We start from the raw sequence: 26,171 nt of genomic DNA on the forward strand, positions 1-26,171 counted from the left end.
GCCTCAAGGATTCGCTACGCCGGGCTTACGCCCGTCCTTGACCCGCCAAACCTACCCACTCAAAATTCAAAAGAGGCATTTTTTCGATAGCACCGCACGCGCCATCGCCAACCATCGGCTCTCCTGCTGTCCGAACACACTCATGCCGTCTACATCCTCCGATTCCGAGCGGGACATCTCGTCAGCTTTCCTGAATTTTCTGCGCCATGCTGTCGCAGATCAACGAAACGGCACCGCGCAAGCACAGGCCAGCTGGCTCGACGCTGCCGCGCAACTGCATCCACTCGACGACGCATCGCTCGAATCGATGACCACGGCTTTGCTCGGGCGCCACCGTCACGACGACGCCATCGCGCTAGCCGCCATTATTGCCCAACTCGATCCCAACCGCGCTGTTACGCACTTTCGCCTTGGCTACGTGCTGCAAATGGCAAGCCGGCATGGCGAAGCAATTGCACCGTATCGTCGCGCACTCGCAATCGATCCGAAGCTGCCAACATTGCGCAACAATCTCGCCGGCGCGCTGGCGCTCACCGGCGGCGACGTGAACGAACAACTCGTACTACTGGAAAGCGCAGTGCAAGACGAGCCTGACGAAGGCGACACATGGACCAATCTTACGCAGGCAAGCCGCGTCAGTATGAATCTGCCGCGCGCGCTCGAAGCCGGCGCACGAGCCGTGCAATGCGCGCCGCACAGCCCGCTGGCGCACAACAACTATGCGCTGGCGCTGCGTGAAGCGCAACGCTGGGACGACGCGGAGCGGGCCGGAAGAACCGCCTGCGCACTTGCGCCCAACAACGCGACGATGCGCTCCAATCTCAGCATGTTGCAACTGATGCGCGGTGACTACGCGCACGGCTGGCCAGCGCACGAAGCGCGCTGGGAAGGTTCTTTGGAACTGGGCGGCAACCGTCCGAAGATGCCGGCGCCGACCTGGCAAGGCGAGCCGCTCGCCGGCAAAACGCTGTTGGTGTGGGGCGAGCAGGGCGTGGGCGACGTGTTGCAGTTCAGCCGCTATATCCCGCTGCTGGCCGCGCGCGTTCATCGCGAAGGCGGCCGTCTGATCTGGAATTCGTTTCCGCAGATGGGCGCGCTGCTGGTACGCAGCCTCGGCGAGCATGTGGACGGCTACACGGCGGGCGGCGGCGTCGAATTCCTGCCGCCATTCGACTGCGAGATTCCGCTACTCAGCCTGCCATTCATATGCGACACGCGGGAAGAGACGATCCCCGCTGCAATGCCGTATTTGCACGCCGACGCTGCCGCCGGCAAGTCATGGCGCACGCGCCTTGCCGGCGAAACCAGGGCCAAGGTGGGACTGGCATGGACCGGCAGCGCCGGCCACCAGCGCAACCCGTTTCGGCGGGTGGGCTGGGAACGCTATGCGGCGTATTTCGGCGGCATGAAAGACGTCGCCTTTTATTCGCTGCAACCGGGCGCGGCGGCGGACGTTGCGGCGGCACAAGCAGCCGGCTTGCCAATGACCGACTTCACCGCCGAGTTCACCAACTTTGACGACACCGCCGCGTTTGTCAGCGCGCTCGACCTCGTCATCACGGTTTGTACGTCCGTGGCGCATCTGAGCGGCGCCCTCGGGCAGCGCACCTGGGTGCTGCTCGACGTCAATCCACACTGGGTCTGGCTGCTCGACCGCCGCGACAGCCCATGGTATCCGAGCGCGACGCTATACCGGCAGCCACAGTTCGGCCAATGGGACCCGGCGCTCGAAGCCGCCGCACGCGATCTGAGCGCGCTCGCGACCAGTCTGCGCGCGGCGTAAATCGCCATAGCGCACAGGTTTCAAGCCGGGTCCGCGCCAGACCCGGCTTGCGCGACTCGTGCGATCTCTGCCGCGAGACATTCAGGGCACAAGCAGCGGCCACTCGGATCCAGCCTGTCGGCCGGCAATGCCGGCAAGGCGCGGCACCAGCAGTCGAACGGCTGTTCGTGCATAGCGCAATCGAACGCGTTGCCGCAGCGCGGGCAACGCGCGCTGCTTTGGTGACGGGAGGCAGACGGTTTCATGACGGGCCGGATGGTCTCGCTGAGGCATCGGTCAGGAAATGATGCCACGACTGGCGAGGCTTCGTCAGTCGTCCGTCCGGCCTATTCACGGGCGGGTTCGGATCGCTGTACGCTTCACCTTCGCCCGCCTGCCAGAGCCGCCGATTGCGCAGTGCGCAAAGCACGCGCCGCCCGCCGCCAGCAGCACTATCGAAAACCCTGTTGCAGCGCGCCAGTCCTGTACAATTCGCCCTGTTTCAACTGTTCCGTGCCCGAGCCTGCCGCCATGTCCGAGCTTCCCGACCTTTCGCAGATTGCGCCCACCCTGAAGGCTGAAATCCTGGCCGAGGCGCTACCCTACATTCGCCAGTATCACGGCAAGACCGTGGTCATCAAATACGGCGGCAACGCCATGACCGAAGAGCGCCTGAAGCAAGGCTTCGCGCGCGACGTGATTCTGCTGAAACTGGTCGGTATCAATCCGGTGATCGTTCACGGCGGCGGTCCGCAAATCGACCAGGCGCTGAAGAAAATCGGCAAACAGGGCACGTTCATCCAAGGCATGCGCGTCACTGACGAAGAGACGATGGAAGTCGTCGAATGGGTGCTCGGCGGCGAAGTGCAGCAGGATATCGTCACGCTGATCAATCATTTCGGCGGCCACGCGGTCGGCTTGACCGGCAAAGACGGCGGCCTGATCCACGCGCGCAAGATGCTGATGCCGGATCGCGATAATCCCGGCCAGTATGTCGATATCGGCCAGGTCGGCGAAGTCGAGGCGATCAATCCGGCGGTCGTGAAGGCGCTGCAGGACGACGCGTTCATTCCGGTGATCTCGCCGATCGGCTTCGGTGAAGACGGCTTGTCCTACAACATCAACGCGGATCTGGTCGCAGGCAAGCTGGCAGTCGTGCTGAACGCCGAAAAGCTTGTGATGATGACCAACATCCCCGGCGTGATGGACAAGGAAGGCAATCTGCTCACCGATCTGTCGGCGCGTGAAATCGACGGCCTGTTCGCCGACGGCACGATCTCCGGCGGCATGCTGCCGAAAATCTCGTCGGCACTGGATGCAGCGAAGAGCGGCGTGCGTTCGGTGCATATCATCGACGGCCGGATCGAGCATTCGGTGCTGCTGGAAATTCTCACCGAACAACCGTTCGGCACGATGATCCGTTCGCATTGATCCCCGCCTCGAGCACGGCATGCACGGCGCGTCCAGCATGCGCGCCATGCATGTCCCCACGCACGCTCGCGACGTCAATCGGTACACCACGCGCCGCCCAATCGCGCGAAAATAAACACCTCTGTCCTCCCGCCGCCCGCAACGCGAACCGCTCGCGTTCGTCGCACGGCGCGGCAGCACGCCGCTAGCCGGCTCCTCTTATCATGCGCACTCCCACTTCCCGGCGTCGTCGTCCGCACATCGCAGGCGGCCGTCCGGTCTGGCTGTTCGATCTCGACAACACGCTGCACCACGCGTCGCACGCGATCTTTCCGGCAATCAACCACGCGATGACGCAGTACATCATCGACGCGCTGCAAGTCGAAATCGACGAAGCCGACCGCCTGCGCACCGGCTACACGCAGCGCTACGGCGCGACCTTGCTTGGGCTCGCGCGGCACCATCCGCTCGATCCGAACGATTTCCTGAAGGTCGTGCACACGTTTCCCGATCTGGGTTCGATGATCCGCCATGAGCGCGGGATCGCGCGCCTCGTCGCGGCGCTGCCCGGCCGCAAGATCGTGCTGACCAATGCGCCGGAAGCCTATGCGCGCGCCGTGCTGGCCGAACTGCGCATCGAGCGCCTGTTCGAGCAGGTGATCGCGATCGAGCACATGCGCGACCGTCACGGCTGGCGCGCCAAACCCGACCACGCGATGCTGCGCAAAGCGATGCGCGATGCGCACGTGTCGCTCAAAGACACGATCCTCGTCGAAGATACGCGCTCGCATCTGAAGAGCTATCGGCGGCTCGGCATCCGCACCGTGTGGATCACTGGCCATCTGCCGCGCAAGCCGCATGCGGACGGCGTGCCGACGCGTCTGCCGGGCACCGGCCGGCCGCACTATGTCGACCGATGCATTCGTTCGTTAAAATCGTTACGACTGGGCACCCGCTCGGTGCGACTGAAGGGACGACAGACATGCAGCCGATCGACAAGCCTGACGAAGCCGTAGCCGAACACGAGCCCGAACCCGCGGCAAACCCGCGTGCGCCGCGCCTGAAGCCGGGCGAGCGCCGCGTGCACATCCTCCAGACGCTCGCCGCGATGCTGGAGGCGCCGAAGAACGAAAAGATCACCACGGCGGCGCTCGCCGCCCGCCTGGGCGTCTCGGAAGCCGCGCTGTACCGGCATTTCGCCAGCAAGGCGCAAATGTTCGAAGGGCTGATCGAGTTCATCGAACGAACCATCTTCGGCCTGATCAACCAGATCGCCGACAAGGAAAGCAACGGCGTACTGCAAGCGCGTTCGATCGCGCTGATGCTGCTCAGTTTCCCCGCAAAGAATCCCGGCATGACGCGCGTGCTGACATGCGAGGCGCTGGTCGGCGAGCATGAGCGGCTGACCGAACGCGTCAATCAGATGCTGGAGCGGGTCGAGGCGTCGTTGAAGCAGTGTCTGCGGCTCGCTCAAATGGAGGCCGGCGCAACTGCCGACGCGAGCGCCGGGAGCGTGAACCATGACGTCCCGCTGCCCGCCGGCTACGATCCGGCGATCCGCGCGAGCCTGTTGCTGAGCTATATCATCGGCCGCTGGCACCGCTACGTGCGCAGCGGCTTTGCGCGCCCGCCCGCCGAACACGCCGACGCCCAGTTGCTGCTGATTCTTCAGTAGTCCGCGCGGGCGTGCGCGGTCTCATGCGAGCGCCGACGACGCTGCCACGCGAGAATTTCCGCTATACTTTGCGCCTGACTGCGGCCCCTCGATGCACTTGAGGCCGCAATCCAGAACACCTTGAACATCTCACGCGCCGATTTGCTGACTCGATTGCGGGCGCGCGAACTGCCGGGAACCATCCCGGGGTTCATTACAAATGCGGCTAAAGAGGTCGTCAGCCCCGCACACAGTCGCCTCCTCCGTGCTTTGCCGACGCCGTCTAGCCGCCCTCTTTTGTTAAATGGCGGAATGAATGGAATCGATCGGTATCGTCGCTCCCCAAAAAATGCATTTCAGCGAGCCGCTGCGCTTGCAGAACGGCAGTTCGCTCGCCGGTTACGACCTGATGGTCGAGACCTACGGCACGCTCAACGCCGCGCGCAGCAATGCCGTGCTGGTGTGTCACGCGCTCAACGCTTCGCACCACGTGGCGGGCGTGTATGCCGATAATCCGAAGGACATCGGCTGGTGGGACAACATGGTCGGTCCGGGCAAGCCGCTCGACACCAACCAGTTCTTCGTGATCGGCGTGAACAACTTGGGCTCGTGCTTCGGCTCGACCGGCCCGATGAGCGTCGATCCGGCCACCGGCAAGCCGTACGGCGCGACGTTTCCCGTCGTGACGGTCGAAGACTGGGTCAATGCCCAGGCGCGCGTCGCCGATGAATTCGGCATCACGCGCTTTGCCGCGGTGATGGGCGGCAGCCTCGGCGGCATGCAGGCGCTCGCGTGGAGCATGATGTATCCGGAGCGCGTCGGCCATTGCATCGTGGTCGCCTCCACGCCGAAGCTCTCCGCGCAGAACATCGCCTTCAACGAAGTGGCGCGCTCGGCGATCCTGTCCGACCCCGACTTCCACGGCGGCAACTACTACGCGCACAACGTGAAGCCGAAACGCGGCCTGCGCGTCGCGCGGATGATCGGCCACATCACCTATCTGTCGGACGACGACATGGCCGAGAAATTCGGCCGGGCGCTGCGCCGCGCGGAAGGCGCGGTGGACGAGTACAACTTCAACTTCGACGTCGAATTCGAGGTGGAGTCGTATCTGCGCTACCAGGGCGACAAATTCGCCGATTACTTCGACGCGAACACCTATCTGCTGATCACCCGCGCGCTCGACTATTTCGATCCGGCCAAGGCCTTCGACGGCGATCTGACCGCCGCCGTCGCGCACACCACCGCGAAATACCTGATCGCCAGCTTCTCGACCGACTGGCGGTTCGCGCCGGCCCGCTCGCGTGAACTGGTGAAGGCACTGCTCGACCACAAGCGCACGGTGACCTACGCGGAGATCGACGCGCCGCACGGCCACGACGCCTTCCTGCTCGACGACGCGCGCTATCACAATCTGATGCGCGCCTATTACGAACGCATTGCGAACGAGGTGAACGCATGAACCAGCGAGCTCTCGATTATCTGGCGCTGCGCCCGGACTTCCGCGCGATCGCCCGCTGGGTCGAACCCCGTGCCACCGTGCTCGACCTGGGCTGCGGCGACGGCTCGCTGCTGTCGCTGCTGACCGAAGAACTGGACGTGCAGGGCTACGGCATCGAAATCAACGACGCCGGCGTGCTGGCGTCGACGCAAAACGGCGTCAATGTGATCCAGCAGAACCTGGAAGACGGCCTGCGTCTCTTCGAGGACGCCAGCTTCGACTTCGCGATCCTCTCGCAGACGCTGCAAACCATTCATCAGACGGCCGCGATCCTGCGCGAGACGGTGCGGGTGGGCAAGGAATGCATCGTCTCGTTTCCGAATTTCGGCTACTGGGCGCACCGGCTCTCGGTGTTGCGGGGCCGCATGCCGGTGTCGAAGTCGCTGCCTTTTCAGTGGCACAACACGCCGAACGTGCGGGTGCTGACCATCAAGGATTTCGAGGCGCTGGCGCCGGAGGTGGGCATCGAAATTCTCGACCGCGTGGTGCTGCACGACGGCCAGGCGGTGCGGTGGGGCGTGAACTGGCGTGGTAGTCTTGCGGTCTATCGCGTCAAGAAAAGCTAACGCAAGTTATCCACATGTCGAACCCGCCGCACGAGGCGCCTGCACTTACCGCTCACGAAGAACATCCCGGCTGGCGCGCGTTCCTGAATACGCGCATGCTGATTTGCGTCTTTCTCGGCTTTACGTCCGGACTGCCGCTGTTCACGCTCGTCTATCTGGTGCAGGCGTGGCTACGCTCAGAAGGCGTCAATCTGAAGGAAATCGGCCTGTTTGCGCTGATTCAGTTCCCGTACACCTGGAAATTCGTCTGGGCGCCGCTGATGGACCGCTACGTGCCGCGTTTTCCGGGCTGGCGGCCGGGCAGACGGCGCGGCTGGATGCTGGTCACGCAGATTCTGGTCGCCGGTGCGATCGCCACACTCGGCTTCGTCTCACCCAAAGACGCGATCTGGACCGTCGCGGCCTTGACAGCGTTGGTCGCGCTCTTCGGCGCGAGCCAGGACATTGCGATCGACGCCTACCGGCGCGAGCTGCTGAGCGACACGCAGCAGGGTCTCGGCAATGCGGTGCATGTGAACGCTTACAAAATCGCCGCGCTGGTGCCGGGTTCGCTGGCGCTGATTCTGTCCGATCATTTGCCGTGGACCACCGTTTTCATCGTCACCGGTGCGTTCATGCTGCCCGGCATGATCATGACGCTGGTGGTGCGCGAACCCGAGGTGCATGGCACGCCGCCCAAGAATCTGCGCGAAGCGATCGTGCAGCCGTTCAGCGAATTCATTCAACGCGACGGCTGGCGCGGCGCGCTGTTCGTGCTCGGCTTCATCTTCCTGTACAAGCTCGGCGATACGATGGCGACCACGCTGTCCACGTCGTTTTTCCTCGACATCGGCTTTTCACGTACGCAGATCGGCGTGATCGCGAAGACCACCGCGTTTGGCGCGAGTCTCGCGGGCGGGATTGTCGGCGGAATCTGGCTGATGAAGATCGGTATCGGCCGCGGCCTGTGGATCTTCGGCATCCTGCAGATGGTGTCGACGCTCGGTTTTGCCTGGCTCGCGCATCTCGGGCCGGCCTCGCCCGGTCTGACGGCGATTTACGACATCGCCGTCTGGGTGAGCCAAGGCGCGACCAGGCTCCTGGCCGTGGTGGGCGTCGACTGGGCCGTGCAGCTCGAACCGCGCTCGGTCGCGCTCGCACTCGTGTACGGCTTCGAAACCTTCTCGACCGGTCTGACCATGGCGGCCTTCACCGCCTACATCGCCAGCACCACCGATCCGCGCTACACGGCCACCCAGTTCGCGCTCTTCACGAGCCTGGCTTCGGTGCCGCGCACGCTGGCTTCAGCGGCAAGCGGCTATGTGGTCGCGAAGATCGGCTGGTTCGACTACTTCATCGTGTGTACCGCGCTGGCGCTGCCCGGCATGCTGCTTCTGCTGCGGATCGCCCCTTGGAGAAACCAGTCGTGACGGTGCGTCTGCCAAAGCGCGTGATGCGCGCGGATGCCTCGTCGGCCGCCTCCCGCAAGGCCAGCCGCGCCGTGTTGCATGCTGCAATGGCGTTCGGCTATGCCGGCGTCACGCTCGCCACTCCGTTGAGCGCACACGCGACGGCGACGACAACGCCCGCGGCCGCCACCAGTGCGCCGACGCCGGCCACCGTGCCGGCGGCAAAATCGGCGCTGAGCGCGGCCGGCCCCGAGAACCCGGCACCGGCGGCGCCCGGCGCGAATAGCGCTGCAACCGCCGGCAGCGCACCTGCCGCCGCCACACCGCTGGCTTCACCGCCGCCCGCGCCGCCGCCTGCGCCGGTAACGGCCAAGACGCCCGCGCCTACCGCACTGCCGCCCACCGCCGCAAAAGCGCCCGCCGCTACATCGGCGCCCGGCGCTTCAACCGCGCCTGGGGCCTCCTCGTCGTACGGTCCGAACTCGCAATTGCGCTACGGCGGCTATGTGGTGTTCCGCAACCTGATTCCGTCGCCGATGCTCGAGGCGCAAGCCGCCGAAGAGTTCGACCAGATCGCGCGCGGCGCGGACCACGCGAACCGTCTGTACGGCGACACCAACGCGCACGTCACGCGCGTGCGTTCGATCACCGACAAGCTGATCCCTTACTCGCTGAAATGGAACGAGCGGGCGAAGGGCTGGAAGTGGGATGTGGCGGTGGTGCGCTCGCCCGATATCCGCATGTACTGTCTGCCGGGCGGCAAGATCGTCGTGTATAGCGGACTGCTCGACCGCGTGCGGCTGAACGACAACGAACTCGGCATGCTGATCGGCCACGAGATCGCGCACGCGTTGCGCGAGCATGCGCGCGAGCGGCTCGGCGAGCAACAGGCGGGACAACTGGGTTCGTCGGGCGCGATTCCGCAGCTGTTCGGCCTCGCCGATCTCGGCGCGGCGCCGCTCGGCATCGGCTCGCAGTTGCTGGAAATGAAGTACGAGAGCACCGACGAAACCGAAGCCGACGTGATCGGCAGCGATATCGCGTCGCGCGCCGGCTTCGATCCGCGCGCGGCGGTCACGCTGTGGGACAAGCTGGCGACGGCAACGCGCAGCAATCGCGAGCAAGGTTTCATCTACGTGCATCCGTACACGCAGGCGCGCCGCCAGGACATCATCAAGCGCTTGCCGGACATGCTGCCGCTCTATGCCAAGGCAGCCGGCAAAAGCGTGGACGCGCTGCCGGACTATGCCGGTATGGGTCGTCCGCGCCGCAAGCTGGTCCGCGATTGAGTTTGGCGAGCCGCGCGTTCGCGGCTCGCTTGCCGTGCTTGCCGTGCTTGCCGTGCTTGCCGTGCTTGCCGTGCTTGCCGTGCTTGCCGTGCTTGCGGCGCTAGCGGCTCAAGCGGCGCTAGCGGCTCAAGCGGCTCAAGCGGCTCAAGCGGCTCAAGCGGCTCAAGCGGCTCAAGCGGCGCTCATTCTGTGATTACTTCTTGAGCTTGTGGTCGTAATCGACGGTCAGCGGCGCGTGGTCGCTGAACTTGATATCGCGGAACACGTCGGTGCGCTTCGCCTTGCCGGCGATGCCCGGTGTCGCGATCTGATAGTCGATCCGCCACCCGACGTTCTTCGCATACGCCTGGCCGCGATTGCTCCACCACGTGTACTGTTCCGGCCGCTGATCGAGCGTGCGGAACACGTCCACGTAACCGACTTCGTCGAACAGTCTGGTCAGCCACGCGCGCTCTTCCGGCAAGCAGCCTGAGTTCTTCTGGTTGCTCTTCCAGTTCTTGATGTCGATCTCTTTGTGGACGATGTTCACGTCGCCGCACACGATCACTTCACGCTCTGTGGTCAGTTCCGCGAGATGCGGCATGAACTCGTCCATGAAGCGGTACTTGGCCTGCTGGCGCTCATCGCCGCTCGAACCCGACGGCACATACACCGACACGATCGACAGCTTGCCGAAACGCAGTTCGACATAGCGCCCTTCGGCGTCGAATTCCTCGCTGCCGAAACCGATCACGACTTCGTCCGGCTCATGACGCGTGTACACGCCCGCGCCGCTATAACCCTTCTTCACCGCATGTTGAAAATAGCCGGTGAAATCGTGCGGCGCCATGAATTCGGGCGTCATGTCGTCCTGCGAGCATTTGATTTCCTGCACGCACAGCACGTCGGCTTTCTGTTCGCCGAACCAGTCGAAAAAGCCCTTCTTCGCCGCTGAGCGGATGCCGTTCAGGTTCGCGGTAATCACACGCAACATGTCGTTCCTCTTATGTTCAATTCGTTCAGTTCGTTCAATTCACGGCGAGGCCGGAGGACAGGTCACTCGACCCTGACGCCCTTCAGCGACTCTTTGGGCGGCGGATATTCGAGTTTCAACCCTTCGAACGTGCGCAACAGCAACTCGGCGATCATCACGTTGCGATGCGTCTTCGAATCGGCCGGAATCACATACCACGGCGCGTAATCCATCGACGTGGCGGCCAATGCGTCGAGGTACGCCGCCTGATACTTGTCCCACTGCTTGCGCGCGTCGAGATCGGACACATCGAATTTCCAGTGCTTGCTCGGATCGTCGATCCGCGCTTGCAGACGCGCACGCTGCTCGTCTTTCGAAATGTGCAGCATGCACTTGATGATGGTCGTCCCGCTGTATGCCAGCATCTCCTCGAACTGGCGAACGTGGCGGCAGCGTTGCTCGAATGCTTCGGCGCTCAGGTCGCCGAGCACGGTGGGCACCAGCAGATCTTCATAGTGGCTGCGGTTGAAGATGGTCAGCTCGCCGGCCGCCGGCACTTGTGCATGCACGCGCCACAGGAAATCGTGCGCCATTTCGACGGGCGTCGGCGCCTTGAACGGCACGATGCGCAAACCGAGCGGATCGACTTCATGAAACACCGCGCGGATCGTGCCGTCCTTGCCGCTCGTGTCCATGCCTTGCAGCACCAGCAACATGCGACGCTTCTGCTGTGCGTGCAGGCGCTCCTGCAACGTGTCGAGCTTCGCACCGATCTCCGACAAACGCGCGCGGTCGCCCTCTTTTGAACCGCTCGAAAACGGCTTCGCGGCCGGATCGAAATCGTCGAGTGAGAATTTGCTCTTCTTCTTGCCGTCGTCGAAATACGGTACGCGGAAATCGTCGAGTTCGGGTTGCTTCGCCATTCACACACTCCGTGATCTGCGTTTAAACGTGCGCGCAAAATGAAACGGGCCGTTGCCCCACTTTCGTTTCCGGCAACAGCCCGTGGCGGCTAAAGCGTGCGCTTCAGCCGCGTTTGTTCAACTGAGCTTCCACTCAGCTTCAACTCAGGACAGCTTCTTCTTCAGCAGTTCGTTCACCTGCGCCGGATTGGCCTTGCCCTTGGTCGCTTTCATCGCCTGGCCGATCAGCGCGTTGAACGCCTTTTCCTTGCCGGCGCGGAATTCCTCGACCGATTTCTGGTTCGCGGCGAGCACTTCGTCGATAATCGCTTCCAGCGCGCCGATGTCCGAAATCTGCTTCAAACCCTTGGCTTCGATGATGCGATCGGCAGCGGCTTCGTCGGTGGCCTTCTCTTCCCAGATCGCGAGGAAAATTTCCCTGGCGATCTTGTTCGAGATCGTGCCGTCGGCGATACGTTGCAGCAGCAATGCGAGTTGCGCCGCCGAAACCGGGCTCCCGGCGATATCCAGGTCCTCGCGATTCAGTTGCGACGACACTTCGCCCATCAGCCAGTTTGCCGCGACCTTGGCCTGCGCCTGGCCGACCTTCTGCACTACCGCTTCGTAGTAAGCCGCCATCGCCTTGCTCGACGTCAGCACGTTGGCGTCGTACGGCGTCAGGCCGTATTGCGACACGAAGCGCTGCTGGATCGCCACCGGCAGTTCCGGCATCTCGCTCTTCACACGCTCGACCCACGCCGGATCGATCACCAGCGGCATCAGATCGGGATCGGGGAAATAGCGGTAATCGTGCGCGTCTTCCTTGCTGCGCATCGAGCGGGTTTCGCGCTTGTCCGGATCGTAAAGACGCGTTTCCTGCACCACCGTGCCGCCGTCTTCGATCAGCTCGATCTGGCGGCGCACTTCGTACTGAATGGCTTCCTCGAGGAAGCGGAACGAGTTCAGGTTCTTGATCTCGGCGCGCGTGCCGAATTCCGCCTGGCCAACCGGCCGCACCGACACGTTCGCGTCGCAACGGAACGAGCCTTCCTGCATGTTGCCGTCGCAGATGCCGAGCCAGGTGACGAGCGTGTGCAGCGTCTTCGCATACGCCACCGCTTCAGCCGCGCTGCGCATTTCCGGCTCGGTGACGATCTCGAGCAACGGCGTGCCGGCGCGATTCAAATCGATGCCGGTCATGCCCGCGAAGTCTTCGTGCAGCGACTTGCCTGCGTCTTCTTCGAGGTGGGCGCGAGTCAGGTTGACGACCTTCTCGTACGCTTCCTTGCCCGCCTTTTCGTTGGCCGGCACTTGAATCGTCACCTGGCCGCCCTGCACGACAGGAATTTCGTACTGGCTGATCTGATAACCCTTCGGCAGATCAGGGTAGAAATAATTCTTGCGCGCGAAGATGCTGCGCGGCGCCACCGTCGCGCCGATCGCAAGGCCGAACTGAATCGCACGCTCCACCGCGCCGCGGTTCATCACCGGCAGCGTGCCCGGCAAAGCGAGATCGACGGGACACGCCTGCGTGTTGGGCGCGGCGCCGAATTGCGTGGCGGCGCCCGAGAAAATCTTCGATTTCGTCGACAGTTGCGCGTGGGTCTCCAGACCGATCACGACTTCCCATTGCTTGGTCATGGTGTTCACACTCCTGCCGGTGCTTTGCGGTGCCAGTCGGTCGCGCGCTGGAACGCGTCGGCCACTTGCAGCATCCGGGCTTCATTGAAATAGTTGCCGATGATCTGCAGACCCACCGGACGCTGCGCATTCGCGCCCGCGCCGAAACCGCACGGCACGCTCATGCCCGGCAAACCGGCGAGACTCACCGACAGCGTGTAGATGTCAGCGAGATACATCTGCACCGGATCGTCGCCCTTCGCGCCGATGTCCCACGCCACTGAAGGCGCCACCGGTCCCATGATCACGTCGCACTGCTTGAACGCTTCCTGGAAATCCTGCGCGATGATGCGGCGGATTTTCTGCGCCTGCAGGTAGTACGCGTCGTAATAGCCGTGCGAGAGCACATAGGCGCCGACCAGAATGCGGCGCTTCACTTCCGGGCCGAAACCTTCGGCACGCGACTTCTTGTACATGTCGAGCAGATCGCGATATTGCGCGGCGCGATGGCCGAAGCGCACGCCGTCGAAACGCGACAGATTCGACGAAGCCTCCGCCGGCGCGATCACGTAGTACACCGGGATCGACAGTTCGGTTTTCGGCAGCGAGACGTCGACCAGCGTTGCGCCGAGCGCTTCGTATTGTTTCAGCGCGGCGTCGATCGAGGCGCGCACGTCGTCGGCGAGACCTGCGCCGAAATACTCTTTCGGCAGGCCGATGCGCAGGCCGGCGAGCGGCTTGTCCGCGCCATCTTCTCGCCACGTCTTACCGAGGTAGCGCGTGAAGTCTTCGTCATCGCGCGTGAGGCTCGTCGAATCGCGTTCGTCGAAACCGGCCATGGCGTTGAGCAGCGTCGCGCAATCCGCGGCGGTTTGCGCCATCGGGCCGCCCTGGTCCAGCGACGACGCGAACGCGATCATCCCGTAACGCGACACGCGGCCGTAGGTCGGCTTGATGCCGGTGATACCGGAAAACGAGGCCGGCTGACGAATCGAGCCGCCGGTATCCGTGCCGGTTGCCGCGGGCGCGAGACGCGCCGCCACGGCCGCCGCCGAACCGCCGGACGAACCGCCCGGCACGGCCTGACGATCCCACGGATTCTGCACCGGGCCAAAGTACGAATTCTCGTTGGACGAGCCCATCGCGAACTCGTCCATATTGGTCTTGCCCACACACACCATGCCGGCATTCTGCAAGCGCGCGACCACCGTCGCATCGAACGGGCTTTCGTAGTTCGCGAGCATCTTCGAGCCGGCGGTGGAGCGCCAGCCCTTCGTCACGAACACGTCCTTGTGGGCGATCGGCAGGCCGACCAGCGGGCCGGCGTGGCCGGTGTGGAGCAGCGCGTCGGCGGCTTTCGCCTGCGCGAGCGTCAGATCGGCGTCGACCTGAATGAACGCGTTCAGGCTGTTGGCCGCGTCGATCCGCTTCAGATACAACTGCGCCAGTTCGACTGCGGAGCATTCCTTGGCAGCGAGTGCGGCACGCAGTTCGGTCAAGCTTTTTTCATGCATTGCGTTTCATCCTGAAGAGCGCGGCAGCGTGGGCAACGCTGCCGTGGAGGCATTCGGCTGCCCGCCGGCAAGCCAAGCCGAGGAGGCCGGATTCAGTGGACGTGCGAGCGCGAATCGGTCAGGCGGCGATCCGCTGGGCGGCGATCCGCTCGCACACCGCACCGGGCTTTATTCGATCACCTTCGGCACGAGGTACAGGCCGTCCTGGACAGCCGGCGCCGGGTGCTGGAAAGCTTCGCGTTGAACGGTTTCGGTTACGGCGTCTTCACGCAGACGCAGCGCGACGTCTTCGATCTGTTCGATCGGATGGGCAAGCGGCGCGATGCCGGAGGTATCGACTGCCTGCATCTGCTCGACGAGGCCGAAGAAATCATTGAGCTGGGCAAGCGTGTGCTCAGCGTCGGCGTCGGCCAGTTCGAGCCGCGCAAGATGCGCGATGCGTTTAACATCGGTCAAGGTCAGAGCCATGCAGTCACCGGAAAATGTGGTGGACCGCCGCAGCGCGGAAAAACAATGCTGCGACAGCGGGTTACGACACTGGAGGAACGCCTCGAAAAAGGGGCCAGCGGCGGCAAAAAGTGCCGTCCGTTTCCTTCAAAACAACCAAAATTATAAGGTATCATTACGCGTTCGACCCAAACCCGGACCGACTTACCCAGGCCTTTCTGAACAATTCCCACGGATAGTTCGGATTTCGCCGACATGGCTTTGCTCCGGCCTCCGGTAGACTCCCCCGCAGCTTCAAGTTCCTGTGGCGCCGCTTCCGCCCGGTTGAAGCTGTTATTTTTTCCGCTGCCGCCCTGCGCATACGTTGCGAGGCCCGGCGCCAAGCGAGACAGGATTTTGAATGTTCGGTTTTTTGCGCAGCTACTTCTCCAACGATCTGGCGATTGACCTTGGCACTGCCAACACGCTCATCTACATGCGTGGCAAGGGTATCGTTCTCGATGAACCGTCGGTGGTCTCGATCCGCCAGGAAGGCGGCCCCAACGGCAAGAAAACCATTCAGGCAGTCGGTAAGGAAGCCAAGCAGATGCTCGGCAAGGTGCCGGGCAACATCGAGGCGATCCGCCCGATGAAAGACGGCGTGATCGCCGACTTCACCGTCACCGAGCAGATGATCAAGCAGTTCATCAAAACTGCTCACGAATCGCGCATGTTCTCACCGTCGCCGCGCATCATCATCTGCGTGCCGTGCGGTTCGACCCAGGTCGAGCGTCGTGCGATTAAAGAAGCGGCGCACGGCGCCGGCGCATCGCAGGTCTATCTGATCGAAGAACCCATGGCCGCCGCCATCGGCGCCGGCCTGCCGGTGTCGGAAGCCACCGGCTCGATGGTCGTCGATATCGGCGGCGGCACGACCGAAGTGGGCGTAATCTCGCTCGGCGGCATCGTGTACAAGGGCTCGGTGCGCGTAGGCGGCGACAAGTTCGACGAAGCCATCGTCAACTACATCCGCCGCAACTACGGCATGCTGATCGGCGAACAAACCGCTGAAGCCATCAAGAAGGAAATCGGCTCCGCGTTCCCGGGTTCCGAAGTCAAGGAAATGGAAGTGAAGGGCCGCAATCTGTCGGAAGGTATCCCGCGCAGCTTCACGATCTCCAGCAACGAAATCCTCGAAGCCCTCACCGATCCGCTGAACCAGATCGTGTCGTCGGTGAAGATCGCGCTCGAACAAACGCCGCCGGAACTCGGCGCGGACATCGCCGAGCGCGGCATGATGCTCACGGGCGGCGGCGCACTGCTGCGCGATCTGGACCGCCTGCTCGCGGAAGAAACCGGCCTGCCGGTGCTCGTCGCCGAAGACCCGCTGACGTGCGTTGTGCGCGGCTCGGGCATGGCGCTCGAACGCATGGACAAGCTGGGCAGCATCTTCTCGTACGAGTAAGCGAGCCCGTCTCCATGCCAGTAGCGCGGATCAGGCAAACGGCCCCTTGCGGGCCGGTTTGCCGTTGGCTGGGCCTGCCAGCCGCCGCGCACTGAACGCGCGTCCCTCGCGCGCCGCCGTCTCACCCAACCGCTCACGCCCCCGGCGCCGACCATGGAATACAGTCCGCCGCCCCTGTTCAAGCAAGGCCCGTCCGCGCTCGCACGGCTGGTGTTTTTTGTCGTGCTGGCGCTCGCCCTGCTGATCTCCGACGCACGCTTCAAAACGCTCGAAATCGTTCGCGGCGTGCTCGGCGCGGGTCTTTATCCGTTGCAACGCGCCGCCCTCGTGCCGCGCGACGTCTTCATGGGCGCGGCCGACCTGGCCGTGACCAGCGCCACATTGCGCCACGAAAACGAAAAGCTGCGCACCAAAGATCTCCAGCTGTCGCAACAAGCCAATACGGCGGCCGAACTGGCCGCCGAAAACACTCATTTGCGCGCGCTGCTGCAGCTGTCGCAGCGCGCGACCACGCAATCGCTGCCCGCCGAAATCCAGTACGACACGCGCGATCCGTTCACGCAGAAGGTCGTGATCGGCCGCGGCGCGCAGCAAGGCATCCAGAACGGCTCGCCGGTCGTCAACGAAGACGGCGTGATCGGGCAGGTGACGCGCGTGTTCCCGCTGCAGGCCGAAGTCACGCTGCTGACCGACAAGGATCAGGCGGTGCCCGTGCAGATCGTGCGCACCGGTTTGCGCAGCGTGATTTACGGCACGCCGAAGGGCGATACGCTCGATCTGCGCTTCGTGCCGATCAGCGCCGACGTGCAAGCCGGCGACGAGCTCGTCACCAGTGGGCTCGACGGCGTGTATCCGCCAGGTTTGCCGGTGGCGAAGGTGGTACGCGTCGATAAACAGGCCGACACGGCGTTTGCGCGCGTGATCTGCCTGCCGGTCGCGCCGGTGCGCGGCGCGCGCCAGGTGCTGGTGCTGCACTACCTGAACAATGTGCCGCCGCGTCCGGCGGAAGAGCCCGATGCGGCCGCCGCCGCGAAAGAGGCGAAGAAGAAAGGCGCGAAGGCCGCGGACAGCAAGGCCGCCGCGGACAAGAACGCCGCGAAGCCCGCTGACAAGCCGGCCGCCAGGGGCGCTGACAAAACCCCGCCCGCCAAACCCGCCGCCGCGGAGAAGAAACCGGCCGCCGACAAGAGCGCCAAGCCGCAAGCCACGCCGGGGGCCAAGCCATGAACCGTCCGCAATACATCCTGCAGCCGGTCAATCCGTACTTCATTGCATTCAGCCTCGCCGCGGCGTTTTTGCTGAACCTGATGCCGTGGGGACGCCTCGTCGGCGTGCCCGACTTCGTGGCGCTGGTGCTGCTGTTCTGGAACGTGCACCAGCCGCGCAAGGTCGGCATGGGCATCGCGTTTTTCCTCGGTTTGCTGATGGACGTGCACAACGCCAGCCTGCTCGGCGAACATGCGCTGGCTTATACGCTGCTGTCGTATGGGGCGATTACGATCCATCGCCGCGTGCTGTGGATGTCGCTCGGCGTGCAGACCTTCGCGGTGATGCCGCTGCTGGTGATCGCGCAGCTGGTGCCGTTCGTGATCCGTCTGCTGATGGGCGCGGCGTTTCCGGGCTGGGGTTACCTGTTCGACGGCTTCGTCGAGGCTGCGTTGTGGCCGATCGCCAGCATGCTGCTGCTGATGCCGCAGCGCCGCCCCGCCGATCCGGACGATACGCGGCCGATTTGACCACGCATCGAGCGAACCGGCCGTTCTGATGGAACCTGCACTCCCGGCCCGCTCGACGCGCATCGCTGTTCATGCCTTCCGGCTCCGGCCGGATTGGGCGCACACTCATGATGGCCGTCACGCGGCCTTTTGCAGAATCGCATGACCGAATTCAAGGACACTCAGCAACAGCTCTCGAAGTTCCGCCTGCGCGTCGCGGCGGCGGGCCTGTTCGTGTTCGTGTGCTTCGGGCTGATCGGCTTCCGCTTCCTGTTCCTGCAGGTCTGGCACTACAGCAAGTACTCGCTGCAAGCGGACGAAAACCGCATCTCGGTCGCGCCGATCGTGCCGAACCGCGGCATCATCACCGACCGCAACGGCGTGGTGCTGGCCAAGAACTACTCGGCGTACACGGTCGAAATCACGCCGTCCAAGCTGAACGATTCGCTCGAAAACGTGATCGACAATCTGTCGACCGTGATTTCGATCGACGCACGCGACCGCCGCCGCTTCAAGAAGCTGCAGGAAGACTCGAAGAACTTCGAGAGCCTGCCGATCCGCACCCGCCTCACCGACGACGAAGTCGCGCGCTTCACCGCGCAGCGCTTCCGTTTTCCGGGCGTCGAAGTGCGCGCGCGCCTGTTCCGTCAATATCCGCTCGGGCCGACCGCGGCGCACGTGATCGGCTACATCGGGCGGATTTCGCAGCGCGACCAGGAGCGCATCGACGACGCCAGCGATCAGAACGACAGAGATCCGGAGCACTACGATCCACGTCTGGACGCGAACAACTACAAGGGCACCGACTACATCGGCAAGATCGGCGTCGAGCAGAGCTACGAAACGGAACTGCATGGCCAGACCGGCTTCGAGGAAGTCGAAGTGACAGCGGGCGGGCGGCCGGTGCGCACGCTGTCGCGCACCCAGGCGACGCCCGGCAACAACCTCGAGCTGTCGCTCGATATCGGCTTGCAGCAGGTCGCTGAACAAGCCTTCGCGGGGCGCCGCGGCGCGCTGGTCGCGATCGAACCGTCGTCGGGCGACGTCCTCGCATTTGTGTCGGCGCCGAGCTTCGATCCGAATTCTTTCGTCGACGGCATCGATCAGCAGACCTGGGACGAACTGAACAACTCGCCGGACCACCCGCTGCTGAACCGGCCGCTGCACGGCACCTATCCGCCGGGCTCGACCTATAAGCCGTTCATGGCGCTCGCCGCGCTGACGCTGCACAAGCGCACGCCGGGCTGGGGCTTCCAGGATCCGGGCTCGTACACGTTCGGCGGCCACACGTTCCGCAACGACGTGCGCTCGGGCCAGGGCTGGGTCGACATGAACCGCGCGATCGTCGTGTCGAACGACACGTATTTCTACATGCTCGCACACGATCTCGGCGTCAACGCGATTGCCAACTTCATGAAACCGTGGGGCTTTGGCCAGATCACCGGCATCGATATTTCGGGCGAAGCGCGCGGCATCCTGCCGTCGACGGAATGGAAGCGCAAGGCGTATCGCAAGCCCGAGCAGCAGCGCTGGTACGAGGGCGAAACGATCAGCCTGGGCATCGGCCAGGGCTACAACTCGTTCACCATTCTCCAGCTCGCTCACGCCACGGCGACGCTCGCGAACAACGGCGTCGTGATGAAGCCGCACCTCGTGCGCGATATCGAAAACCCGATCACGAAGGACACCCGCGCGGTCGTGCGCGATCCGAGCGACAAGATCGCCGTGAAGCAGTCGGACATCGACGTCATCAAGCAGGCGATGGAAGGCGTCGTGACGAACGGCACAGCGTCGAAACTGTTCATCGGCGCGCCGTATCTGGCGGCCGGCAAAACCGGCACCGCGCAGGTGTATTCGCTGCAAGGCGCGAACTACAAGGGCCACGCGATCGCCGAACATCTGCGCGACCACGCGCTGTTCATCGCATTCGCGCCCGCCGAGCAGCCGAAGATCGCGCTCGCGCTGGTCGTCGAGAACGGCGGCTGGGGCGCGGAGGCGGCCGGTCCGGTCGCACGGCGCGTGCTCGACTATTACCTGGTCGGCCGGATGAAGCCGGGCGCCCAAGCGGCGGCCGTAGAGGCGGCAGCCTCGGCGACACAGGATGCATCCGCGCCCGAAGTGGGTGACGCACCGACGCCGCAAGAAGCGGCGCAGCCGGTCAAGATCGCGGCGGGCTTCACCGCGCTGCCGATGCCCGGCGCCGCTTCGGCGGCCGCGGCGGCCTCGGCTGCGGCCGCCGCGTCGGCTCCAGCCGCGACGTCGGCGCCTGCTGCCACGGTTGCTGCATCTCGTGCATCGGCCCCCGGTGCATCGGCCCCTAGTGCATCAACGGCCGTTGCCGCGTCTGCGTCCAGCGCAGCAAAGAATCCGCCGCCGCGCAAGTCCGGCGGCCCGCGTAAGCCCCGCCCGAGCAGCGAAGCGGCGCCGAGCGCCGCCGCACGCCCCGGAGGAAGTCCCCTTGGGGGACCGTCGCGGGATGACGGCATTCAGTCCACGTCGCCACGCCAGCCGGTTTCCGGCGGCATCGACGAGTAAGGAGAATGGCATGCAATTCGACAAGCGCGCCTGGCTCGACCGCATCAAGCGAATGTTCGCGGGCTTCGATCGCCCGCTCGCGCTGATCGTGTTTCTGCTGTTGTGCGTCGGCATCGTCACGTTGTACAGCGCGAGCCTGGACGTCCCTGGCCGCGTGGAAGACCAGTTGCGCAACATCATGCTGACGTTCGTGCTGATGTGGGCGCTCGCCAATGTGCCGCCCACCACGCTGATGCGCTTCGCGGTGCCGCTCTATACGTTCGGTATCGCGTTACTGGTCGCGGTGGCGCTGTTCGGCTTGACGCGCAAGGGCGCCAAGCGTTGGATCAACGTCGGCGTCGTGATCCAGCCGTCCGAGATTCTGAAGATCGCCACGCCGTTGATGCTCGCCTGGTACTATCAGCGCCGCGAAGGCGTGATGCGCTGGTACGACTATCTGGTCGGCCTGCTTATCCTCGCCGTGCCGGTCGGTCTGATTGCCAAGCAGCCCGACCTGGGCACCGCCGTGCTGGTGTTCGCCGCCGGTTTCTTCGTGATCTACTTCGCGGGGCTGAGTTTCAAGCTGATCGTGCCGGTGCTGATTGCCGGCGTGATCGCGGTCGGTTCGATCGCCGCGTTCCAGAACAAGATCTGCCAGCCTGAAGTGCAGTGGCCGTTGATGCACGACTATCAGAAGCACCGCATCTGCACGCTGCTCGATCCGACCTCCGACCCGCTCGGCAAGGGCTTCCACACGATCCAGGCGGTGATTGCGATCGGCTCGGGCGGCCCGCTCGGCAAAGGCTGGCTCAAGGGCACGCAGGCACATCTGGAGTTCATCCCCGAGAAGCACACCGACTTCATCTTTGCGGTGTTTTCCGAGGAGTTCGGGCTGGCGGGCGGCCTCGTGCTGCTGACGCTCTATATGCTGCTGATCGCACGCGGCCTGTATATCGCGGCCAATGGCGCGACGCTGTTTGGACGCCTGCTGGCCGGTTCGCTGACGATGGCGTTCTTCACCTACGCGTTCGTCAACATCGGGATGGTGAGCGGAATCTTGCCGGTAGTCGGCGTGCCGTTGCCGTTCATGAGTTATGGCGGCACGGCGCTGACTACGCTGGGGGTCGCGATCGGGCTGATCATGAACGTCGCGCGGCAGAAGCGGTTGATGCAGAGTTAAAGCGGCAGAGTTAAAGCGGAAGAGTTGAAGCGGCAGGGTTAAAGCGGCTGAGTTGAAGCAGCAGAGTTAAAGCGGCAGGGTTAAAGCGGCTGAGTTGAAGCAGCAGAGCTGAAGCGACAGGGTTAAAGCCGGCCATGAACGGCTCAAGAAACAAGAGGGGCGCACCGCAGGGAGCGCCCCTTTTTCATTTACTGCGGTTTCACTTCCTTCTGATCCCGCAATTGCGCGCTCAGTTGCTGATACTTCAGACGCGCCGCCGGATCGCCCTGCGCCGCCGCTGCCGCGTAGTACGCGCGCGCCACATTCAGATTCTTGTCCACACCGTCGCCGCCGCGCTCGTAGAACGAGCCGGTCACGTATTGCGCGGTCATGTCGCCGCCTTGCGCCGCCTTCTTGTACCAGACGAACGCCTGCTTGTTGTCGCGCCCGGTGCCGCGGCCGTCGAGGAACTGGTTGGCGAGCGCCAGTTCCGCCTGCACGTGCCCCTGCTGCGCGGCCTTCAAAAACCACCGGTGCGCCTCGACCGGATCGCGCCCGACGAACTCGCCATCGTCGTACATCTTGCCGTACACATACTGCGCGTGAGACATGTTCGCGTCGGCGGCCTTGCGCAGCCACTTCCTGCCTTCGTCGACATTCGCGGTGGTGCCTTCGCCGTTGAGCAGCATCATTGCGTAGTTGAACTCAGCGAGCCGGCTGCCGTGCTCCGCTGCTTGACGAAACTCGGCAAGCGCGGCCTTCAGATTACCCGCGTTGTAATCGGCGACCGCGGTTTGCGTCTCGGGATCGTTCGACTTCGCGATCTTGTCCTGCGCATGCGCCGTCACGCTCGCCATCAACGCCGCTGCCACCGCCAGACGCACGACGACGCACTGCACCATCCCCATCATGACCTCACCTCCTGCAACGCCTGACGAGTCGCGCGCAACATCCACATGACGTCCGCGGCCAGCGCGATAAAACGGAAACCGGCGTCGCGATACTGCTTCGCGCTCGCGACATCCATGGCAAAAATTCCGGCTGCGATGCCGGCCTTGTCGGCAGCGCCGACAATGCGCGCGGTCGCCGCCTGCACGTCGGCATGCTTCGAATCGCCGAGATGACCAAGGCTCGCGGCCAGATCGGCCGGCCCGACGAACAGGCAATCGACGCCCGGCGTCGCGGCGATCTTGTCCACTTCCTGCAAGCCGCGCGCCGACTCGATCTGCACGATGGTCGCGATCTGCGCGTTGGCCGTCTGCACGTAATCGCGCCGCATGCCGTACGACGCAGCACGCACCGCGCCCGCCACGCCGCGCAAACCGTCGGGCGCCTCGGTGGTCGGATATTGCGTGAGACGCACAGCGCGAGCTGCCGCCTCGGCGGATTCGATATTCGGGAACATCAGCGTGCGCGCGCCGGCGTCCAGCACGCGCTTGACGAGCCACGCCTCGCTCGCGGGCAGCCGCACGACGGGCTCGCTCGGCAGATGCGCGGCGGCGATCGCGCGCAATTGCGACGTGACGTCGGCGCTATCGTTAGGGGAATGCTCCATGTCGATCAGCAGCCAGTCGAAACCGGCATGCGCTAGCGCCTCGGCAGCCGATTCGCTACCGAGCGACAGCCACAGGCCGAACAGCGGATCGGTTTCCGCCAGACGCTGCTTGAGGGGATTGGTGAAGGTGCTCATCGCCGCGCTCCCCGGCGATGGAACACATCGCCTGAAACGCGGGAAAGGACGCTGGTGTGGCGAACCTGATGGCCGCCAAGGCCGTGGCGGCCGACGTGCCTGTTGCGACGCAATGCGGTGACCGGCATGTCTCGCTCCGTGTGGTTATCGCAGCGATCATACCGTGACAATAACGCGGGGGTGGGTCGTACCGCGGGTCGTGCTGCGGGTCGTGCTGCCGACCGCAGCTTCAGTCGCGGACCACGTCGACCCAGCAGTTCGGCGTCTCGTACAGACGCACCTTGTGCAGGCGCAGATTGACGCCGTAATGCGCGTCATAGACGTTCGCGAGGATGTCGAACGCAACGGCGGCCAGGTTTTCGACCGTCGGAATGCGGTCGAGCACGACGGTCTTATGCCCCGCCATGGTTTCCAGAAAGCCGCGCACCTGCGTATCGCCTTCGTAGACGAGGAACGCATGGTCCCACTTGTCGACCAGATGCTCGACGGCGAGCGACTTCACGTCGGCGAAGTCCATCACCATGCCGCGGTCCGGCGCGCCCTCGGTGTCGACCAGGTCGCCTTGCAGCGTGATTTCGAGCACATAGCGATGCCCGTGCAGGTTACGGCACTGGCTGCGGTGGTCAGGGATGCGGTGACCCGCGTCGAATTCGAGTTTTCGTGTAATCGTCAGCACGGCAAATCAGGGAATGTTCAGATACTTGTGGGTCTGCATCGACAGGCGCCATTGCGGATGGCGTTTGCACCAGTCGATCGCGAGCCTGGTGTTGATGTCGCGCGACGGGCCGTCCATCGGCTGGACGAGGAAATACTCGAAGTCGAGCTTCGCATACTCGGACAGGCGCTGGTTGTCCTGCGGAATCACGACCTTCAGTTCGTTGCCTTTGGTGACGACGAGCGGCGCGTCAGCCTTCGGGCTCACGCAGATCCAGTCGATCGTCTCGAGCACCGGCAGCGAGCCGTTGGTTTCGATGGCGATTTCGAAATGGGCGGCATGCAGCGCGTCGACGAACGGCTGATCGATCTGCAGCATCGGTTCGCCGCCCGTGCACACCACGAAGCGTTCGCCCTCGCCTTCCGGCCACAGCGACGCGATCATCTGCACCAGTTCTTCGGCGGTGCGGTACTTGCCGCCGTTCTCGCCGTCAGTGCCGACGAAGTCCGTATCACAGAAGCGGCACACGGCTTCGGCACGATCTTCTTCGCGGCCCGACCACAGATTGCAACCGGCGAACCGGCAAAACACGGCCGGACGTCCGGCATTCGCGCCCTCGCCCTGCAATGTGTAGAAGATTTCCTTGACCGCGTACGTCATGCTGCTTTCTGCCTGTGTTCCTGAATGTGATTGCGTGTGCCGCGCGCGTCCGGGCGGCACTGCTGCGTCAAACCGGCTCCGTGACCTTTTCGCCTGACAGATACGCTTCGTACCCACGCTTGCGCAAGCGGCACGCCGGGCACTCGCCGCAGCCGAAGCCCCAGGCATGCAATTCGGCACGTTCGCCGAGGTAGCACGTATGCGTTTCGACGCGCACCAGTTCGACCAGTTCGTCGCCGCCCAGCTCGTGCGCGAGACGCCACGTGTCGGCCTTGTCGAGCCACATCAACGGCGTTTCGAGCAGGAAGCGCTTGTCCATGCCGAGGTTCAGCGTGACCTGCAGTGCCTTCATCGTATCGTCGCGGCAATCGGGATAGCCCGAGAAATCCGTCTCGCACATCCCGCCGACCAGCACCTGCAAACCACGCCGATACGCGATGGCTGCGGCGATCGTCATGAACATCAGATTGCGGCCCGGCACGAACGTATTCGGCAACCCGTTCGCCGTGGCTTCGATCTCGATCTCGCGCGTCATCGCGGTTTCGCTGATCGAACCGAGCACCGACAGATCGATCATGTGATCGTCGCCGAGACGGTCGGCCCACGCCGGAAAAGCGCGCACCACGGCGTTACGAAAACCTTCGCGGCATTCGAGTTCGACCCGGTGCCGCTGACCATAATCGAAGCCGAGCGTTTCGACCGTTTCATAACGTTCGAGCGCCCAGGCGAGGCACGTGGCGGAATCCTGGCCGCCGGAAAACAGCACCAGAGCGCTACGTTTAGCGTCTTTGCGGATCACCGTGAAACTCCGTGAATGATGAGTGCCACGTCGCGCTGCGCGAGGTGCGCCATGCAAGCAACGCGGCGCGACGCGTGCCGGCACTGCTGCCGGCCCAAACCAGTATAGGCCGCGCCTTCCGCATGCAGAGTCGCTGGGCGCTTATACCGTTAATCGTCGGGCGATGGGTTCGGCGTCTGTTGCGAGCCCCGGCTTTTGCGACTGGGAAGCCTCGGAAGGCCCGCTCCAGAAAAGCGAAAGGACTTGCCTGACGCGGCGGCACCCGGTTGGCACCCAGCCGGCATTCAGGCGACACGCTCATGTGCAAGTCCTTGAACTGTCGCGATTTTATCACGCGCCGCCGAACGTCGCCGGGCGCACCGCGCCCGCGTCATGCGCACAAGCCGGAAGCAATGAAAGCCCGTCAGAAAAGGAAAAGCCCCAGGAATCTTGCGATTTCCTGGGGCTGAATCCTGGTGGCCTGGGACGGAATCGAACCATCGACACGCGGATTTTCAATCCGCTGCTCTACCAACTGAGCTACCGGGCCA

The 26,171-nt window shown here is 63.9% G+C and carries 25 protein-coding genes and 1 tRNA gene; 14 read left to right on the forward strand and 12 right to left on the reverse strand.

The window, feature by feature from the left end; translation table 11 throughout:
* The first annotated feature begins 142 nt into the window (after positions 1-142).
* Positions 143-1,783 (forward strand): tetratricopeptide repeat protein, encoded by a 1,641-nt coding sequence (locus AC3WLT_RS04065; RefSeq protein ID WP_492590640.1) that lies wholly within the window; start codon positions 143-145, stop codon positions 1,781-1,783.
* A gap of 20 nt (positions 1,784-1,803) precedes the next feature.
* On the opposite strand, the gene AC3WLT_RS04070 is transcribed toward AC3WLT_RS04065, so the two are convergent.
* Complete coding sequence (locus AC3WLT_RS04070) at positions 1,804-2,028, reverse strand: cysteine-rich CWC family protein (RefSeq protein WP_492590641.1); 225 nt, start codon at positions 2,026-2,028, stop codon at positions 1,804-1,806.
* A gap of 265 nt (positions 2,029-2,293) precedes the next feature.
* Between AC3WLT_RS04070 and argB the strand changes: the two genes are divergently transcribed.
* From argB to AC3WLT_RS04110, 8 genes are all read left to right on the forward strand, one after another.
* A complete protein-coding gene (gene argB, locus AC3WLT_RS04075) occupies positions 2,294-3,193 on the forward strand; it encodes an acetylglutamate kinase (RefSeq protein ID WP_007179687.1) in 900 nt (299 codons plus the stop codon).
* 203 nt (positions 3,194-3,396) lie between these two features.
* Positions 3,397-4,188: a pyrimidine 5'-nucleotidase gene (locus tag AC3WLT_RS04080; RefSeq protein ID WP_492590642.1), complete on the forward strand. Its 792-nt coding sequence runs from the start codon at positions 3,397-3,399 to the stop codon at positions 4,186-4,188.
* Entirely contained in the window at positions 4,155-4,847 is a 693-nt protein-coding gene (gene slmA / locus AC3WLT_RS04085) for a nucleoid occlusion factor SlmA (RefSeq protein WP_492590643.1), read from the forward strand. Before AC3WLT_RS04080 ends, slmA begins: the two co-directional genes overlap by 34 nt.
* Before the next feature lie 295 nt (positions 4,848-5,142).
* Positions 5,143-6,288, forward strand: a complete 1,146-nt coding sequence (metX, locus tag AC3WLT_RS04090) for a homoserine O-succinyltransferase MetX (protein WP_492590644.1) — start codon at positions 5,143-5,145, stop codon at positions 6,286-6,288.
* A complete protein-coding gene (metW, locus tag AC3WLT_RS04095) occupies positions 6,285-6,893 on the forward strand; it encodes a methionine biosynthesis protein MetW (protein WP_492590645.1) in 609 nt (202 codons plus the stop codon). Before metX ends, metW begins: the two co-directional genes overlap by 4 nt.
* Before the next feature lie 14 nt (positions 6,894-6,907).
* The gene (locus AC3WLT_RS04100; RefSeq protein WP_492590646.1) at positions 6,908-8,302 is read left to right on the forward strand and encodes an AmpG family muropeptide MFS transporter; all 1,395 of its coding nucleotides are present in this window, start codon (positions 6,908-6,910) and stop codon (positions 8,300-8,302) included.
* Entirely contained in the window at positions 8,284-9,570 is a 1,287-nt protein-coding gene (locus tag AC3WLT_RS04105; RefSeq protein WP_492590647.1) for a M48 family metallopeptidase, read from the forward strand. The genes AC3WLT_RS04100 and AC3WLT_RS04105 overlap by 19 nt, the downstream gene beginning before the upstream one ends.
* Positions 9,571-9,604: 34 nt before the next feature.
* Positions 9,605-9,763: a hypothetical protein gene (locus tag AC3WLT_RS04110; RefSeq protein ID WP_492590648.1), complete on the forward strand. Its 159-nt coding sequence runs from the start codon at positions 9,605-9,607 to the stop codon at positions 9,761-9,763.
* Here AC3WLT_RS04110 and AC3WLT_RS04115 read toward each other — a convergent pair whose 3' ends face one another.
* From AC3WLT_RS04115 to gatC, 5 genes are all read right to left on the reverse strand, one after another.
* Positions 9,764-10,543 (reverse strand): exodeoxyribonuclease III, encoded by a 780-nt coding sequence (locus AC3WLT_RS04115; protein ID WP_492590649.1) that lies wholly within the window; start codon positions 10,541-10,543, stop codon positions 9,764-9,766.
* A 62-nt stretch (positions 10,544-10,605) separates the two neighbouring features.
* Positions 10,606-11,445 carry a PPK2 family polyphosphate kinase gene (locus tag AC3WLT_RS04120; protein WP_492590650.1) on the reverse strand — a complete coding sequence of 280 codons (840 nt, stop codon included), beginning with the start codon at positions 11,443-11,445 and terminating at the stop codon, positions 10,606-10,608.
* 144 nt (positions 11,446-11,589) lie between these two features.
* Positions 11,590-13,065, reverse strand: coding sequence for an Asp-tRNA(Asn)/Glu-tRNA(Gln) amidotransferase subunit GatB (gene gatB, locus AC3WLT_RS04125; protein WP_492590651.1), 1,476 nt, complete (start codon positions 13,063-13,065; stop codon positions 11,590-11,592).
* 5 nt (positions 13,066-13,070) lie between these two features.
* A complete protein-coding gene (gatA, locus tag AC3WLT_RS04130; RefSeq protein WP_492590652.1) occupies positions 13,071-14,558 on the reverse strand; it encodes an Asp-tRNA(Asn)/Glu-tRNA(Gln) amidotransferase subunit GatA in 1,488 nt (495 codons plus the stop codon).
* A 168-nt stretch (positions 14,559-14,726) separates the two neighbouring features.
* Positions 14,727-15,026: an Asp-tRNA(Asn)/Glu-tRNA(Gln) amidotransferase subunit GatC gene (gene gatC / locus AC3WLT_RS04135; protein WP_492590653.1), complete on the reverse strand. Its 300-nt coding sequence runs from the start codon at positions 15,024-15,026 to the stop codon at positions 14,727-14,729.
* 379 nt (positions 15,027-15,405) lie between these two features.
* Between gatC and AC3WLT_RS04140 the strand changes: the two genes are divergently transcribed.
* The 5 genes from AC3WLT_RS04140 (at position 15,406) to rodA (ending at position 21,858) form a co-directional block, all read left to right on the forward strand.
* Positions 15,406-16,449 carry a rod shape-determining protein gene (locus tag AC3WLT_RS04140; protein WP_004189550.1) on the forward strand — a complete coding sequence of 348 codons (1,044 nt, stop codon included), beginning with the start codon at positions 15,406-15,408 and terminating at the stop codon, positions 16,447-16,449.
* A 153-nt stretch (positions 16,450-16,602) separates the two neighbouring features.
* On the forward strand, positions 16,603-17,676 hold the full coding sequence (gene mreC / locus AC3WLT_RS04145; RefSeq protein WP_492590654.1) for a rod shape-determining protein MreC: 1,074 nt from the start codon (positions 16,603-16,605) through the stop codon (positions 17,674-17,676).
* Entirely contained in the window at positions 17,673-18,185 is a 513-nt protein-coding gene (gene mreD / locus AC3WLT_RS04150) for a rod shape-determining protein MreD (RefSeq protein WP_492590655.1), read from the forward strand. The genes mreC and mreD overlap by 4 nt, the downstream gene beginning before the upstream one ends.
* A gap of 141 nt (positions 18,186-18,326) precedes the next feature.
* On the forward strand, positions 18,327-20,699 hold the full coding sequence (gene mrdA, locus AC3WLT_RS04155) for a penicillin-binding protein 2 (RefSeq protein WP_492590656.1): 2,373 nt from the start codon (positions 18,327-18,329) through the stop codon (positions 20,697-20,699).
* A 10-nt stretch (positions 20,700-20,709) separates the two neighbouring features.
* Positions 20,710-21,858 (forward strand): rod shape-determining protein RodA, encoded by a 1,149-nt coding sequence (gene rodA / locus AC3WLT_RS04160; protein WP_492590657.1) that lies wholly within the window; start codon positions 20,710-20,712, stop codon positions 21,856-21,858.
* A 188-nt stretch (positions 21,859-22,046) separates the two neighbouring features.
* Here the strand turns inward: rodA and AC3WLT_RS04165 are convergent, their stop codons facing one another.
* The 6 genes from AC3WLT_RS04165 to AC3WLT_RS04190 form a co-directional block, all read right to left on the reverse strand.
* Entirely contained in the window at positions 22,047-22,748 is a 702-nt protein-coding gene (locus tag AC3WLT_RS04165) for a tetratricopeptide repeat protein (protein WP_492590658.1), read from the reverse strand.
* Complete coding sequence (locus tag AC3WLT_RS04170) at positions 22,745-23,527, reverse strand: HpcH/HpaI aldolase family protein (protein WP_492590659.1); 783 nt, start codon at positions 23,525-23,527, stop codon at positions 22,745-22,747. Before AC3WLT_RS04170 ends, AC3WLT_RS04165 begins: the two co-directional genes overlap by 4 nt.
* 229 nt (positions 23,528-23,756) lie before the next feature.
* Positions 23,757-24,200: a 6-carboxytetrahydropterin synthase QueD gene (queD, locus tag AC3WLT_RS04175; protein ID WP_492590818.1), complete on the reverse strand. Its 444-nt coding sequence runs from the start codon at positions 24,198-24,200 to the stop codon at positions 23,757-23,759.
* A gap of 9 nt (positions 24,201-24,209) precedes the next feature.
* A complete protein-coding gene (queE, locus tag AC3WLT_RS04180) occupies positions 24,210-24,842 on the reverse strand; it encodes a 7-carboxy-7-deazaguanine synthase (RefSeq protein ID WP_492590660.1) in 633 nt (210 codons plus the stop codon).
* A 67-nt stretch (positions 24,843-24,909) separates the two neighbouring features.
* Entirely contained in the window at positions 24,910-25,641 is a 732-nt protein-coding gene (queC, locus tag AC3WLT_RS04185) for a 7-cyano-7-deazaguanine synthase QueC (protein WP_492590661.1), read from the reverse strand.
* 453 nt (positions 25,642-26,094) lie between these two features.
* Positions 26,095-26,170 (reverse strand) — tRNA-Phe (locus tag AC3WLT_RS04190).
* Position 26,171 lies beyond the last annotated feature (1 nt).

Source organism: Paraburkholderia sp. FW306-2-2C-D06C (assembly GCF_058781505.1).

Coding starts and splice junctions, on each gene's coding strand:
- gatC (WP_492590653.1), bottom strand. CDS start 15,026: ATGGCTCTGACCTTGACCGATGTTAAACGCATCGCGCATCTTGCGCGG.
- AC3WLT_RS04170 (WP_492590659.1), bottom strand. CDS start 23,527: ATGAGCACCTTCACCAATCCCCTCAAGCAGCGTCTGGCGGAAACCGAT.
- metX (WP_492590644.1), top strand. CDS start 5,143: ATGGAATCGATCGGTATCGTCGCTCCCCAAAAAATGCATTTCAGCGAG.
- AC3WLT_RS04115 (WP_492590649.1), bottom strand. CDS start 10,543: ATGTTGCGTGTGATTACCGCGAACCTGAACGGCATCCGCTCAGCGGCG.
- mrdA (WP_492590656.1), top strand. CDS start 18,327: ATGACCGAATTCAAGGACACTCAGCAACAGCTCTCGAAGTTCCGCCTG.
- rodA (WP_492590657.1), top strand. CDS start 20,710: ATGCAATTCGACAAGCGCGCCTGGCTCGACCGCATCAAGCGAATGTTC.
- mreC (WP_492590654.1), top strand. CDS start 16,603: ATGGAATACAGTCCGCCGCCCCTGTTCAAGCAAGGCCCGTCCGCGCTC.
- mreD (WP_492590655.1), top strand. CDS start 17,673: ATGAACCGTCCGCAATACATCCTGCAGCCGGTCAATCCGTACTTCATT.
- queE (WP_492590660.1), bottom strand. CDS start 24,842: ATGACGTACGCGGTCAAGGAAATCTTCTACACATTGCAGGGCGAGGGC.
- gatB (WP_492590651.1), bottom strand. CDS start 13,065: ATGACCAAGCAATGGGAAGTCGTGATCGGTCTGGAGACCCACGCGCAA.
- AC3WLT_RS04165 (WP_492590658.1), bottom strand. CDS start 22,748: ATGATGGGGATGGTGCAGTGCGTCGTCGTGCGTCTGGCGGTGGCAGCG.
- AC3WLT_RS04065 (WP_492590640.1), top strand. CDS start 143: ATGCCGTCTACATCCTCCGATTCCGAGCGGGACATCTCGTCAGCTTTC.
- AC3WLT_RS04120 (WP_492590650.1), bottom strand. CDS start 11,445: ATGGCGAAGCAACCCGAACTCGACGATTTCCGCGTACCGTATTTCGAC.
- slmA (WP_492590643.1), top strand. CDS start 4,155: ATGCAGCCGATCGACAAGCCTGACGAAGCCGTAGCCGAACACGAGCCC.
- AC3WLT_RS04140 (WP_004189550.1), top strand. CDS start 15,406: ATGTTCGGTTTTTTGCGCAGCTACTTCTCCAACGATCTGGCGATTGAC.
- AC3WLT_RS04080 (WP_492590642.1), top strand. CDS start 3,397: ATGCGCACTCCCACTTCCCGGCGTCGTCGTCCGCACATCGCAGGCGGC.
- gatA (WP_492590652.1), bottom strand. CDS start 14,558: ATGCATGAAAAAAGCTTGACCGAACTGCGTGCCGCACTCGCTGCCAAG.
- AC3WLT_RS04100 (WP_492590646.1), top strand. CDS start 6,908: ATGTCGAACCCGCCGCACGAGGCGCCTGCACTTACCGCTCACGAAGAA.
- metW (WP_492590645.1), top strand. CDS start 6,285: ATGAACCAGCGAGCTCTCGATTATCTGGCGCTGCGCCCGGACTTCCGC.
- argB (WP_007179687.1), top strand. CDS start 2,294: ATGTCCGAGCTTCCCGACCTTTCGCAGATTGCGCCCACCCTGAAGGCT.
- AC3WLT_RS04070 (WP_492590641.1), bottom strand. CDS start 2,028: ATGAAACCGTCTGCCTCCCGTCACCAAAGCAGCGCGCGTTGCCCGCGC.